We start from the raw sequence: 13,754 nt of genomic DNA, 5'->3' as shown, positions 1-13,754 counted from the left end.
CCTTGCGCCGCGTTCCGGGGGCTGGCAGAAGAAGGTTTAACGTTAAACAAAACTGGGTCGGAAGAGAGCGATGAGCGAAGACAAGCAGGACGGGGCGCGGTCGGCGGCGCTGCTCTACCACGAGTTCCCGAAGCCCGGTAAGCTTGAGATCCGCGCCACCAAGCCCTTGGCGAACGGGCGAGATCTGGCCCGTGCCTACAGCCCCGGCGTGGCCGAGGCCTGTCTTGAGATCAAGGCCGACCCGAGCAATGCGGCGCGTTACACCTCGCGCGGGAACCTTGTGGCGGTGGTGTCGAACGGAACGGCCGTGCTGGGTCTGGGCAACATCGGGGCGCTTGCGTCCAAGCCCGTGATGGAAGGCAAGGCGGTCTTGTTCAAGACTTTCGCCAACATCGATTGCTTCGACATCGAACTGAACGAACCCGACCCGGTGAAGCTGGCCGAGATCGTCTGCGCGCTGGAGCCGACATTCGGCGCGGTGAACCTCGAGGACATCAAGGCACCCGATTGTTTCATCGTTGAACAGATCTGCCGCGAGCGGATGAACATCCCCGTGTTCCACGACGACCAGCACGGCACGGCCATCGTGGTGGGGGCTGCGGCCACCAATGCGCTGCGCGTCACGGGCAAGCGGTTCGAGGATATCAAGATCGTCTCGACGGGCGGCGGGGCCGCGGGGATCGCCTGCCTGAACATGCTGCTGAAGCTGGGCGTGAAGCGCGAGAATATCTGGTTGTGCGACATTCACGGTCTCGTCCACGAGGGGCGCGAGATCGACATGAACCCGCAAAAGGCGGCCTATGCGCAGAAGACCGATCTGCGCACGCTGGACGAGGTGATCGACGGTGCGGACCTGTTCCTGGGCCTGTCGGGTCCGGGCGTTCTGAAGCCCGAGATGGTGGCGCGGATGGCGCCGCGGCCCATCGTGTTCGCGCTGGCCAATCCGATGCCGGAAATCCTGCCCGACGAGGTGCGCAGTGTCGCGCCCGATGCGATCATCGCCACGGGGCGGAGCGATTTCCCCAACCAGGTCAATAACGTCCTGTGTTTCCCCTTCATCTTCCGCGGCGCGCTGGACGTGGGCGCGACCGAGATCAACGATGCGATGCAGATCGCCTGCATCGAAGGGATCGCGGCGCTGGCGCGGGCCACGACGAGTGCCGAGGCCGCCGCCGCCTATGCGGGGGAGCAGCTGACATTCGGGGCCGATTACCTGATCCCCAAACCCTTTGATCGCCGTCTGATCGGGGTGGTGGCCAGTGCCGTGGCCAAAGCCGCGATGGACTCGGGCGTAGCGACACGACCCTTGGACGATATCGAGGCCTATCGCGAGCGGTTGAACCAGTCGGTGTTCAAATCGGCGCTGATCATGCGCCCGGTTTTCGAGGCGGCGCGCAATGCAGAGCGCCGGATCGTCTTTGCCGAGGGCGAGGACGAGCGGGTGCTGCGCGCGGCGCAGGCGATTTCGGAGGAAACCACCGACAAGCCGATCCTGATCGGCCGTCCCGAGGTGATCGAGAGCCGGATCGAACGGGCGGGCCTGACGCTGAAGGCGGGGGTGGATTTCGATCTGGTGAACCCGGAAAACGATCCGCGCTACCGCGATTACTGGCAGAGCTATCATTCGATCATGGCGCGGCGCGGTGTGACGCCCGATCTGGCGCGCGCGATCATGCGCACCAATACCACGGCCATCGGCGCGGTCATGGTGCAGCGTGGCGAGGCGGACAGCCTGATCTGCGGGACTTTTGGCCAGTACCTGTGGCACCTGAAATACGTGAACCAGATCCTGGGCCGGGACGGGTTGCGCCCGGTGGGCGCGCTGTCGCTGATCATCGCGGATACCGGGCCGTTGTTCATCGCGGATACGCAGATCCACCCCGAACCCACGCCCGAGCAGATCGCGGAAACCGTGCGCGGATGCGCGCGGCATATCCGGCGGTTCGGCATCGCGCCGCAGGTGGCGCTGTGTTCGGGGAGCCAGTTCGGCAACCTCGACAGCGGCAGCGGGCGGCGGATGCGCGCGGCGCTGGAGATCCTCGACGGGATGGGGCTGGATTTCACCTACGAGGGGGAAATGCCGGTCGACGTGGCGCTGGATGGCGATTTGCGGGCGCGGCTCTTGCCCGAGAGCCGGATGGAGGGCGCGGCCAATGCGCTGGTCTTTGCCAGCACGGATGCGGCCGGGGCCGCGCGCAACATTTTGAAGATGCGCGCGGGTGGTCTGGAGGTCGGGCCGATCCTGATGGGGATGGGCAACCGGGCGCATATCGTGACGCCCTCGATCACGCCGCGTGGCCTGCTCAACATCGCGGCGCTCGCCGGGACGCCTGTCAGCACTTACAGCTGACGGGCCTCAGCCGAGCGTGATGCGGACCAGCGTCACGAGCATCAGGGCGGCTGCCAGCAGCGCCGAGAAGATCAGGGCGGGATAGCCCCAGATCAGCACACCGATGGCCACGGCGGAAACGGCGCCGATGACGGCGGCGAAGGCGTTGTCCACCGGCCCTTCGACGACTTCGCGCGCCATGCGGCCGATGATGGGCAGGCGGTAGGTGACGTGGCGGGTGATGTAGCGGGGGCGGGGGGTTTCGGGGGCAAGGCTCATGATCTGTCTCCTGTTCGCAAGGAGGCAAATAGGGCAATGCTGCGCCGCAGCAACCGAGGCGGCCTGTCGCAGGCGGATGCCCCGCGCCGGTCCGCGCCCGACGCGGGGCCGTGGTCGGTCAGGCGTTACTTGCCGGGCTTGCCGCCGCCGGCTTTCTTGGTCGTGGGTTTCTTGTCGCCCATGGGCGTTCTCCTCCGTGCCGGTGGCACCATGCCTGTCCGGCATGGGAGGAGTGAGCGCCTTGTCCCCTGAGTCGGGCAAGCGCCGCACGATCTGTTTCAACAGATGTGAAAACGGCCCGGCGGCCCTTGGAGCCCGTCGCGGTCAGTCGCAGTCACGCGCCGGTCTCCAACCTTCTGATGTCGCATGTCCGGGGAGCGCAAAACCGGTTCCCACTTTTGCACGACGTGCTCTAGCCGGAGGCGTGCAACATGGCCTCGACGAGTTTCTGGACGCGCAGCGCCTCGGCCGGTGTGGCGAGCCTGTTGGGTTTGCCCTGAAGGCAAAGAAGCAGATCGTCCAGCTGTGCCTTGAGGCTGACGGCGCGGGGATCGGCGGGGCGCTCCGCGATCTCGGTGAAGGGGCCGCCGTCGGACCGGGCATCGACGTAGAAATCGGTGATCCGGCGGCTGGTGAGCGAGCCCTTGACCGTCAGTTCCTGTCTGTCCGGTTGCGCGCCGCCGACGCTGGCCATGATCGTCACCGGCAGGCCCTCCGCATTCTCGAGGCGGGCGAGCATGTGGGTTTCGCACAGCGTCGGATCGGCCGGGTAGGAGGGCTTGGCCCAGACGAGGGTGAGCGGGCCGAGGATCCGCTCGGAAAAGAACAGGAAATGCGAGATCACCTCGCGGGTCATGCCGCCTTCGTCGCGGAAGCGCAGCCAATCGGCTGCCTTTTGCCAGCTTCGCGGCCAATCGGCGTAGGTGACGACGATATCGACGCCCTGCAGGGTGCCGAGCGCGCCGGTGCGGGCGGCCTCGGACACACCGGTCAGGGCGGCGCCTGCGGCCTGTGTGAAATTGACCGCAGCGGGAAGACCGCTGTCGGTGCAGGCGGCCACCAGCGCCTCGCTTTCGGCGATGTCGACGCCGAGCGGTTTTTCGAGGAAGACGGCCTTGCCCGAACCGAGCGCGGTCAGCGCATGGGCTTTGCGGGGCACGGGCGGGCAGGCGAGATAGACGAGATCCGTGGCCGCGATCGCGGCCTCGGCCGAGGTGGCGATGGACAGGCCGGGTGCCAGCGCCAGCGCATCCTTGCAAGACTGCGGATCGGGGTCCCAGATCGCCGTGACCTCGTAGCCGGGGTGCCGGAGCATGTGGTCCAACATGCGCCGTCCCATGATGCCGAGGCCGATGATTGTGGTTTTTACGGTCATGATGCCGGTCCCGTTCCTGTTCGCTGATGCGTCGCTCTGTGCTTTACGCTTGGATATGGCTGGAAGGCAAATCGGCGCTACCCTCTGGGGGCCGATGCGTGGGCCTGCCGCCCGCGATCCGCGCGAGATCGGGAGGATGCGATGTCCATCATGACGCTGGCCGAAGCTGCGCTGGAGCGCATCGAAGGGGACGAGGGGCGGTTGCAGGCCTATGCGTGGCTTGACCGGGATAGTGTTCTGGCCGAGGCGCGCCGGTTGGAGGATGGGGCGCGGCGCGGGCCGCTGAGTGGTCACGTCGTGGCCGTCAAGGATATCTTCGACACGGTCGACATGCCGACCGCCTGCGGATCGCCGATCCATGCAGGGCGGCGTCCGGTGCGCGATGCCGCCGCTGTGGCCGCGATCCGGGCGGCGGGGGGATTGGTTGTCGGAAAGTCGGTGACGACGGAATTCGCCCATCTGACGCCGGGGCCGACCCGCAATCCGCATGACACGGCCCATACGCCGGGCGGATCGTCCAGCGGTTCGGCGGCGAGCGTGGCGGCGGGCGGGGCCAGCCTTGCGACGGGGACGCAGACCGCGGGTTCCATCATCCGTCCGGCGGCCTTTTGCGGCGTCGTGGGCTACAAGCCGAGCTTTGGCATGATCAGCCGCAGCGGTCTGTCGTTGTTCTCGGAGAGCCTCGATACGATCGGAGGCTTTGCGCGCAGCGTGGCGGAGGCGGCGCTGTTCGTCGGGGTGATGGCAGGGCGGAGCGATCTTGCGCCAAAGGTGTCGCAGCGGGCACCGCGTCTGGCGGTCTGGGTCACGCCCGATGCCGCGATGGCCGAGGCCCCGGTGCTGGCCGAGTTGGAGCGGGTGGCGGCGGTGGCGGCTGCTGCGGGTGCGACCGTCACGGCCTTGCCAGACCCCGGTGGCTGGCAGGCGCTGATCGAGGCACAGCAGATCGTGATGGGCTGGGAGGGGGTCAGGGCGCTGGCCTTCGAGTGGGAGGTTCATCGCGGTCTCTTGAGCGATGCGCTGCGCGCCTACCTCGATGATGCGGCACGGTTGCAGCCCGAGGAATACGAGGCGGCGCTGGAGGTGCGACGGAGCCTTGGCGGCGGGCTGCTTGCGGCCATCGCACCCTATGACGGGGTCCTGACCTTGAGCGCGAAGGGCGAGGCGCCGCTGGTCGAGGCAGGCACGGGTGATCCCCATTTCTGCCGGGTCTGGACGTTGCTGGGCGGGCCCGCGCTGCATCTGCCGACGCAGCGCGGACCGCGCGGCCTGCCGATCGGCGTGCAGATCGTCGGCGCGCCGGGACGCGACCGGAGCCTGCTTGACGCGGCGGCGTGGCTGGAGGCCGCGCTGGCCCGATCCGGCGCGGCGTGATGCGGCTGGACCGGGCGGGGTGAAACATCGCGGCCCCTCTTGCCGTGGTTCATCCGGGCCTCGTCATGCGGGGCACGCTAGATGGGATGCCGCGCGGCGGGGCGCGAAGATCGACGACGGACGGGGTGGTGGCGAGATGGAGCAACACGACGGGACAGGCCGGGCTTGGACGCGGCGCGGTTTTGGCAAGCGGATCCTGTCGGTCGGTGCCGTGACGGCGGCCGCCGCCTGTGCCGCGCCGGATCGCGGCGCGGACGGGGCGGGGGCAGAAAGCCCGCCGCTCGACCGGAGCCTGCCGCCGCCGCCGGGGCATATGGCGCTGGTGAACAATCTGGAGGTGCATGCCGATATCCGGGGCCGGGGCCGCGATGTCGTTTTGTTGCATGGGGCCGGGGGCAATGCGCGCGACTTTACCTTTCAACTCGCGCCCTTGCTGGCGGAACGGGGATACCGCGTGATCAGCTTTGACCGGCCCGGGCTGGGCTGGTCACAGAGCCTTGGCGATGCGGGGATCGATCCGCGGGTCCAGGCGCGTCATCTGGAGCAGGCGGCGGTGCAATTCGGTGTGCGGCGTCCCATCGTGCTGGGCCATTCCTATGGCGGTGCGGTGGCGATGGCCTGGGCGCTGAATGCGCAGGAGGGGGTTTCTGCCCCCGTGTCTGGCCTTGTGTCGGTGGCGGGCGCGACCAACACATGGCCCGGTGGTGTCGGTCTTTGGTACGATCTGGTGAGTACGCGGTTCGGCGGGCGCGTCGTCGCGCCGGTTCTGACCGGTCTGGTCAACCGCGACAGGGCGCAGCGCGCGGTCGCGTCCGTCTTTGCGCCGAACCCGGTTCCCGAGGGGTATCTGGATCATATCGGCATCGGGTTTTCGTTGGACCCCGACCGGTTGATGGTGAACGCGCGGCAGGTGGCGGGGTTGAAGACGCATGTCAGGGCGATGGAGCCGCGCTATGGCGGGCTGCGGATGCCGCTGGCCATCGTGTTCGGCACGCGGGACACGACGGTCCCCTTGGATGTTCACGGGGAACGCTTGGCCCAGCAGGTGCCCGGCGCACATCTGGAGGTGCTGGCGGATGTCGGTCACATGCCCCACCACACCCGCCCCGATGCGATCCTTGCGGCCATCGACCGGGTTCGGAACGGGTAGGGAAAGCAATGCAGCCGACGGGCGCCTGTGGCCGCAGCGTGCCGAAGATGCGGCAGGGGGATTTTGCTCAAAGCGCCGTGGCAAAGGATGTTCCGTCGTGCTTGACCGCTTCCGGTCATGCGCGCCGCGGCAGGCCTTGGTGATCCCCGCAAAGCCACCGTGCCCGTAGGCCCGCGTCGCGGCCTGCCTATCGCCCCGGGTCATTCCGAGGTGGGACGCCATCCGCCCGGATGGACGATTGGAAAAGATCCCGTGATGCCGACAAGGATCGGCAGGAGCCGGGATTTGACGCTGAGGGCCGTGGCATGCGATGACGCTAGTGTTTGGTTACGATTGCGATTTTGCGCGATTTACCCGCCGACCGCGCGTGTCCAGACATGGCCAGTATCTGTGCAGTGTCTGACTTACCGGAAAGACGACGCCAGATGACCTTGCCTGATACGCCATCCGAATGGATTGGCCGTTTCGACCATGTGACGCGATTGCCCAATCGCACGCAGCTTCTGGAAAAACTGTCGCGTACGTCAGCCAAGGAGGATCTGGGTGACCCGAAGGTCGTTCTTGTGTTGGTCACGCTGGCCGATGCGGAGCATTTCAACCAGCTTCTGCGCGCGCTCGGCCATGATTTCTCGGAAGACTTCATCCGGGCGGGCGCGCGGCGGATCGGATCGCTGCTTCCGGATGGCGTGACATTGTTCAACGTGAGCGTGCTCAGTTTCGCCTTCGTTCTCGAAGGGGAAAGCAAGGCGTCGCAAACAAGATTGGTGGAAGCCATCGGCCCGTGTTTCGCGGAGCCGATCAAGCTCGGCGGCATCCCGGTCCGGTCGCGGGCGGGCGTGGGGGTTGTCGATCTGGAATACGGGGTGAGCGACCCAGCCGAAGTCCTGCGCGCGGCGCTGACCGCCGCGCAAGACAGCCGCCACAAGCAACAACCCTATGCCACTTACGACCCGGAAACGGACTCGAAACATCGGCGGGGGTTTCGCATCCTCACGGATCTACCCGAGGCCCTGCGGGCCGATGACCAGATCGAATTGCATTATCAACCGCGTATCGACCTGAAAACGGATCGTTGCGTGGCCGTCGAGGCGCTGTTTCGATGGACGCATCCAGTGCTGGGCCCGATCTCGCCGGTCGAGCTGTTTCCGCTGGTTGAAAGCACCACGCTGATCCGGCCGCTGACCGAAAAGGTTCTGGATGTCGCGATCCAGCAATTGGCGGTCTGGAGCAAGACGTTCGAGGGGCTGAGCATGTCGGTCAACGTGTCGCCCAACAATCTGAGCGAGCCGGATTTCGCACAAAAGTTGCAGCGTCTGTTGCGCGAGCGCGGGGTGAATGCCCGCCATCTGGAGCTGGAATTCACCGAAGGTGCGGTCGCGGCGGATGACGCGGCCACGCTGCGGGCACTGACCCAGATCCGCGCGCTGGGCATGACGGTGGCCATCGACGATTTTGGCAGCGGTTACAGCAACATGGCCTACCTGACGCAGATCCCGGCCGATATCATCAAGATCGACAAGCAATTCGTGTTGCATGTGGAGCCATCCGGCCAGAGCGGTTTCTTGTTGCGGAAAATCGTGGAACTGGCTGGCGGCCTTGGGTTCGAGGTCGTGGGCGAAGGGGTCGAAACGGGCGAGGCCTATGCGTTCTTGAAAGCCATCGGCTGCGCGCAGGCGCAGGGCTATCACATCGCACGGCCCATGCCCGCCGCACGGCTGACGGAGTGGCTGACGATTCATGCGGAAACCGCTGCCGCGGAGACCTGACCGAAGACCGGGCCGGTTGATCGGCGCGCAGGGCCATTCCGGGCGTGGCCCGTTAGCGCCCCCATGCGGCACTATCGCAGAATTGCCCTGAGGGCCCTGTGTTTTGTAGACATCGGCATACAATGGCAGGAGGACCCCCATGCGATATGCCGAGATCTACGAGCGGGCAAAGGCCGATCCCGAGGCGTTCTGGATGGAGGCCGCCGAGGGGGTGGATTGGGTCACACGGCCGAGCCGGGCCCTGTCGGACGAGAACGCGCCGCTTTACGAGTGGTTCGCGGATGGCACGCTGAACGGCTGCTGGAACGCGGTCGACCGGCATGTCGAGGCGGGTCATGGCGACCGGGTGGCGATCATCCACGACAGCCCGCTGACGGGCACGGTTCACAAGATCACCTATGCCGAGTTGCAGGCGCGGGTGGCGAGCCTTGCCGGGGCGCTCAGGGCCAAGGGCGTGGAGAAGGGCGACCGCGTCATCATCTACATGCCCATGGTGCCCGAGGCGCTGGAGGCGATGCTGGCCTGCGCGCGGCTGGGGGCGATCCATTCGGTGGTCTTTGGCGGATTTGCGGCCAATGAACTGGCTGTCCGGATCGACGATTGCGCGCCCAAGTGCATCATCGCGGCCAGCTGCGGATTGGAGCCGGGGCGGGTCGTGCATTACAAACCGCTGCTGGACGGCGCGCTGGAGATCGCGCGCCACAAGCCCGAATTCTGCGTGATCTTACAGCGTGAGCAGGAAGTGGCGCATCTGGAGCCGGGGCGCGACCATGATTGGCACGCGTTCCAGTATGGCGTGGAACCGGCCGATTGCGTGCCGGTCGAGGGGAACCACCCGGCCTATATCCTGTACACGAGCGGCACGACGGGCCAGCCCAAGGGCGTGGTGCGGCACACGGGCGGGCATCTGGTGGCGCTGAACTGGTCGATGCGGAACCTCTACGGCATGAACCCCGGCGAGGTGTTCTGGGCCGCGTCCGACGTGGGTTGGGTCGTGGGCCATTCCTATATCTGCTACGCGCCGCTGACATTCGGCTGCACCACCATCGTGTTCGAGGGCAAGCCCGTGGGCACGCCCGATGCCGGCACCTTCTGGCGGGTGATCCGCGATCACGGGGTGAAATGCCTGTTCACGGCGCCAACCGCGTTCCGCGCCATCAAGCGGGACGATCCCAAGGGCGCGCTGGTGGGGGATTACGATCTGTCCTGTCTCGAGAGCCTGTTCCTTGCGGGGGAGCGCGCGGACCCCGACACGATCGTCTGGGCGCAGGACAAGCTGGGCGTGCCGGTCATCGACCATTGGTGGCAGACGGAAACCGGCTGGGCCATTGCGGGCAATCCGCTCGGCGTCGAGATGCTGCCGGTCAAGATCGGCAGTCCGTCCGTGCCGATGCCGGGCTATGACGTGCAGATCCTGGACGAGGCGGGCCATCCGGTGAAGCCGGGAGAGCTGGGGGCCATCGCGGTCAAGCTGCCCTTGCCTCCCGGGACGCTGCCGACGCTTTGGAACGCGGAGGAGCGGTTCCGCAAGGCGTATCTGACGCATTTCCCTGGCTATTATGAAACCGGCGACGCGGGGATGATCGACGAGGATGGATACCTCTACATCATGGCGCGCACCGATGACGTGATCAACGTGGCCGGCCACCGCCTGTCGACAGGCGCGATGGAGGAGGTTCTGGCGAGCCACCCGGATGTGGCCGAATGCGCCGTGATCGGGGTTTCGGACACGCTGAAGGGGCAATTGCCGATGGGCTTTTTGTGCCTGAACAAAGGAGCCACGACCGCGCCAGAACAGGTGGTCAAGGAGTGCGTCAAGCTGGTGCGTGACCGGATCGGGCCGGTTGCCGCCTTCAAGCTGGCGGTGGTGGTCGACCGGCTGCCCAAGACACGCTCGGGCAAGATCTTGCGCGCCACGATGGTCAAGATCGCCGATGGCGAGACGTTCAAGACTCCGGCGACGATCGACGATCCCGCGATCCTCGACGAAATCCGCGAGGCATTGGACGGCATCGGCTATCCGGCCAAGGGGGCCTGAGGCGGCGGAAGGGTTTGTCTTCGCGGGGAAGGGTTGTATCCTTCGTTGGAAACCGCCAGCGGAGGTTGCGCGATGGTCGATCCCGAAGCGCGCGATCCTGACCCGTCCGAGACTGCGGCGCTGTTGGCGCTGCGGTCCTTGCACCTGTTCGAACATGATATCCGCGCGGCCATATCGGACGTGGTGGGCGGCCTGCGGCTGATCGAGCGGTCCCGCCTTGCGCCCGAGGCGCGGGTGCAGATCGACCGGGTGCAGGCGGCCGCCGATACGCTGGCGGGGTTGGTGGACGATGCGCTGATGACGGTGGCGGGCGAGGCGGTCATCGGGCGCGCGGAAGGCCTGATGCGTCTGGGCGATTGGCTGGCGGCGCTGAACGGGCGCTGGTCGGGGCGCGCCACGGAGGCGGGCACGGCGTTCGTGGTCGAGCGGCGGGGCGAGTTGCCCGGGCATCTGAACCTGTCGCCGGTCACGTTGGACCGGATCGCCGGAAATCTCGTGTCGAATGCCTTGCGCCATGCAGGTGCGGGCGGTGTCCGGCTGGTCGTGGAGGGCCAACCCGGCGCGGGGCTGATCCTGAGCGTGCGCGATGACGGGCCGGGCTATCCACGCGCGGTTCTGGACCGGATGGCGCGGGGCGGGGCATATCCGGCGCGCGGCGGGGGGGGCGCTCTTGCGCCGGGGGGTGGATTGGGTCTCAGGATCGCGGCGGAACTGACGCGGGAGATCGGCGGCACGCTGGTTCTGGAAAACCCGGACGGCGGCGGGGCCTTGGCCCGGCTGACGCTGCCTGAGGCCCTGCTGCGCTACGGGCCGGAGACCCTGCCCGAACCCGGGGCGCAGCCCGACCTGGGAGGGCTTTCGATCCTGTTGGCGGAGGACAACCTGACCAACCAGACGATCCTGCGCCGGGTGCTGGGCGGGATGGGGGCCGAGATCGTGCTGGTGGGCGACGGTGTCGCGGCGCTGGAGGCGGTGGAGGCGCGGGCGTTCGACATCGCGCTGATCGACATCGAGATGCCGCGCCTGTCGGGTCTGGAGGTGATGCAGGCCGTCCGGGCGCGCGGCGATGCGCGTGCCGCCCTGCCGATGGTGGCCCTGACGGCCTATGTCTTGCGCGACAACAGGGAGGCGATCTATGCCGCGGGCGCGGACGGGATCATCGGCAAGCCCATCGCCTCGGCCGCCGAATTCGGGCGGGCGATCTTGCGCTATGCCGGGCGTCCGGCGGGCCTGCCCGAACCCGAGGACGTGCTGGGGCGCGGCGCGGGCGATCCGGCGTTGGGTCAGAAGATGGACGCGGCACGGTTCGAGGCGCTGTTGGCCGTGGCGGGGCCGGACCGGGCGGAATTGCTGACGCGGCTGATTTCCGACCTTGGCGGGGTGCTGGCGGCGCTGGACGGGGCGCTGGAGGCGGGCGATCTGCCCGAGATCCGGGCGCAGACCCATATCCTGATCGCGGTGTCGGGCGCGGTGGGGGCGGACCGTCTGTATCGCTTGGCCGAAGTGCTGAACATCGCGGCCAAGCGGCGGCGATTGGGGGATCTGGCGGCGCTGTATGCGCCGTGCCGGGCCGATCTTGAGGATCTGATTGCCTATGTGGCCGATCGTGCCGCGCGGCCCGATCCGGACTGAGGCCCGCCCTTGCGCCCGCGCGCCGGGCGGCACAGACTGGCGCGCAGGACGCATCGCCCGAGGAGTGCCGCCATGCCCGCCCCCCAATCCGCCGACCCATCCCTGATCGAGGCCGCGCGCGCGGTGCGGGACAACGCCCACGCGCCCTATTCGGGGTTCAAGGTGGGAGCGGCCCTGCGGTCCGTCGAGGGGCGTCTGCATCTGGGCTGCAACGTGGAAAATGTCGCCTATCCCGAAGGCACCTGTGCCGAGGCGGGCGCGATTGCCGCGATGATCGCGGCGGGCGACAAGCGGATCGTGGAGGTGGCCGTGATCGCCGACAGCCCCGCGCCGGTCCCGCCCTGTGGCGGCTGCCGCCAGAAGCTGGCGGAATTCGCGGGTGGCGAGGTCGTGGTGACGCTGGCGACGACCGGGGGCGCGACGCTGGTGACGACTGTGGCCGATCTGTTGCCCGGTGCCTTTGACGCGGGCTTCATGACCCATGCGGAGAAGAGCGCCCCGTGAGTGACGCGCGCACCATTCTGGCCAAGCTGCGCGACGGCGAGCGGGTGACGGAGGCCGAGCTGTTCTGGTTCGCCGAAGGCCTTGCCAGCGGCGAGGTGACGGATGCGCAGGCGGGAGCCTTTGCCATGGCGGTCTGCACGCGGGGTCTGGGCAAGCCTGCGCGGGTCATGCTGACCAATGCGATGCGCGAAAGCGGGCAGGTGTTGAAATGGCGGCTCGACGGGCCGGTGATCGACAAGCATTCCACGGGCGGTGTGGGCGATTGCGCGTCCTTGCTGCTGGCCCCGGCGCTGGCGGCCTGCGGGGCCTATGTGCCGATGATTTCGGGGCGGGGGCTGGGGCATACCGGCGGAACGCTCGACAAGCTGGAGGCCATTCCCGGCTACCGGACGCAGGTGTCGGTCGATGACCTGCAGGAACTGGTGGCCGATGTGGGCTGCGCCATCGTGGGCGCATCCGCAGATATCGCACCCGCCGACAAGCGGCTTTACGCCATTCGCGACGTGACGGGGACGGTGGAATCCATCGACCTGATCACCGCCTCGATCTTGTCCAAGAAGTTGGCGGCGGGGTTGGAGGCCTTGGTGCTGGATGTGAAGGTGGGGTCGGGCGCCTTCATGGCCGCGCCCGCCGATGCGCTGGCTTTGGCGCAGGGGCTGGTCGACACGGCGCATGGCGCGGGCTGCATGACCTCTGCCTTGGTCACGGACATGAACCAGCCGCTGGTCGCTTCGGCGGGCAATGCGCTGGAGGTGATCGCGGTGATGGAGGTTCTGGGGTCGGGCGATCTGTCCTCGCCCTTGGCGAAGCTGACGCAGGCTTTGGGCGGCGAGGTTCTGGCGCTGGGCGGGTTGGCGGCGGATGCGGCGGATGGGGAGGCGCGGATCGCGCAGGCGCTGACCTCGGGCGAGGCGGCCGATACGTTCGGGGAGATGGTCGCGGCCCTGGGCGGGCCGCATGATTTCATCGAGCGCTGGCGCGACCGGTTGCCCGCGGCGCGGGTGATGGTCGATGTGGTCCCGCGCGAGGGCGGCTACGTGGGCAAGATCGACACGCGCGCCTTGGGCGAGGCGGTGGTGCGGCTGGGCGGCGGTCGGCTGAAGCAGGACGACCGGATCGATCTGGCCGTGGGCCTGTCCGATATCGCGCGGATCGGGGAACGGGTGGAGACCGACCGGCCGCTTGCGCGGATCCATGCCGCGAGCGAAGAGGCCGCGCGCGCGGTGGCGGGGCGCATCCGGGCGGCATTCACATTGGTCGAGACCGCGCCGGAGGTGCCGCCCCTGATCCACGAAAGGATCGGCTGA

General features: G+C 67.6%; 10 protein-coding genes. 8 read left to right on the top strand and 2 right to left on the bottom strand.

Going from position 1 to position 13,754, the window contains the following annotated elements; genetic code table 11:
- Positions 1 to 70: 70 nt before the first annotated feature.
- The gene (locus QQK63_RS13450; RefSeq protein WP_277828973.1) at positions 71 to 2,350 is read left to right on the top strand and encodes an NADP-dependent malic enzyme; all 2,280 of its coding nucleotides are present in this window, start codon (positions 71 to 73) and stop codon (positions 2,348 to 2,350) included.
- A gap of 6 nt (positions 2,351 to 2,356) precedes the next feature.
- Here the strand turns inward: QQK63_RS13450 and QQK63_RS13445 are convergent, their stop codons facing one another.
- Together QQK63_RS13445 and QQK63_RS13440 are read right to left on the bottom strand one after the other, a co-directional pair.
- The gene (locus QQK63_RS13445; protein WP_277828971.1) at positions 2,357 to 2,608 is read right to left on the bottom strand and encodes a hypothetical protein; all 252 of its coding nucleotides are present in this window, start codon (positions 2,606 to 2,608) and stop codon (positions 2,357 to 2,359) included.
- A gap of 412 nt (positions 2,609 to 3,020) precedes the next feature.
- Entirely contained in the window at positions 3,021 to 3,983 is a 963-nt protein-coding gene (locus tag QQK63_RS13440; protein ID WP_277828968.1) for a Gfo/Idh/MocA family protein, read from the bottom strand.
- A 141-nt stretch (positions 3,984 to 4,124) separates the two neighbouring features.
- Between QQK63_RS13440 and QQK63_RS13435 the strand changes: the two genes are divergently transcribed.
- The 7 genes from QQK63_RS13435 to QQK63_RS13405 all read left to right on the top strand — a co-directional run bounded on the left by QQK63_RS13435 (position 4,125) and on the right by QQK63_RS13405 (position 13,754).
- Positions 4,125 to 5,357, top strand: a complete 1,233-nt coding sequence (locus tag QQK63_RS13435; RefSeq protein WP_277828966.1) for an amidase — start codon at positions 4,125 to 4,127, stop codon at positions 5,355 to 5,357.
- 136 nt (positions 5,358 to 5,493) lie between these two features.
- Positions 5,494 to 6,507 (top strand): alpha/beta fold hydrolase, encoded by a 1,014-nt coding sequence (locus QQK63_RS13430; RefSeq protein ID WP_277828964.1) that lies wholly within the window; start codon positions 5,494 to 5,496, stop codon positions 6,505 to 6,507.
- Positions 6,508 to 6,932: 425 nt separating this feature from the next.
- Positions 6,933 to 8,273 carry a putative bifunctional diguanylate cyclase/phosphodiesterase gene (locus QQK63_RS13425; protein ID WP_277828962.1) on the top strand — a complete coding sequence of 447 codons (1,341 nt, stop codon included), beginning with the start codon at positions 6,933 to 6,935 and terminating at the stop codon, positions 8,271 to 8,273.
- Positions 8,274 to 8,412: 139 nt separating this feature from the next.
- Positions 8,413 to 10,311: a propionyl-CoA synthetase gene (locus QQK63_RS13420; RefSeq protein ID WP_277828960.1), complete on the top strand. Its 1,899-nt coding sequence runs from the start codon at positions 8,413 to 8,415 to the stop codon at positions 10,309 to 10,311.
- Positions 10,312 to 10,383: 72 nt separating this feature from the next.
- Entirely contained in the window at positions 10,384 to 11,943 is a 1,560-nt protein-coding gene (locus QQK63_RS13415; RefSeq protein WP_277828958.1) for a response regulator, read from the top strand.
- 72 nt (positions 11,944 to 12,015) lie between these two features.
- Entirely contained in the window at positions 12,016 to 12,447 is a 432-nt protein-coding gene (locus QQK63_RS13410; RefSeq protein ID WP_277828956.1) for a cytidine deaminase, read from the top strand.
- Positions 12,444 to 13,754: a thymidine phosphorylase gene (locus QQK63_RS13405; protein ID WP_277828954.1), complete on the top strand. Its 1,311-nt coding sequence runs from the start codon at positions 12,444 to 12,446 to the stop codon at positions 13,752 to 13,754. Before QQK63_RS13410 ends, QQK63_RS13405 begins: the two co-directional genes overlap by 4 nt.

Source organism: Roseicyclus marinus, from assembly GCF_030163795.1.
GTDB lineage: Bacteria > Pseudomonadota > Alphaproteobacteria > Rhodobacterales > Rhodobacteraceae > Roseicyclus > Roseicyclus marinus.
Note: the sequence above shows the minus strand (reverse complement) of the source record. Positions and strands in the feature narration are given on the sequence as shown.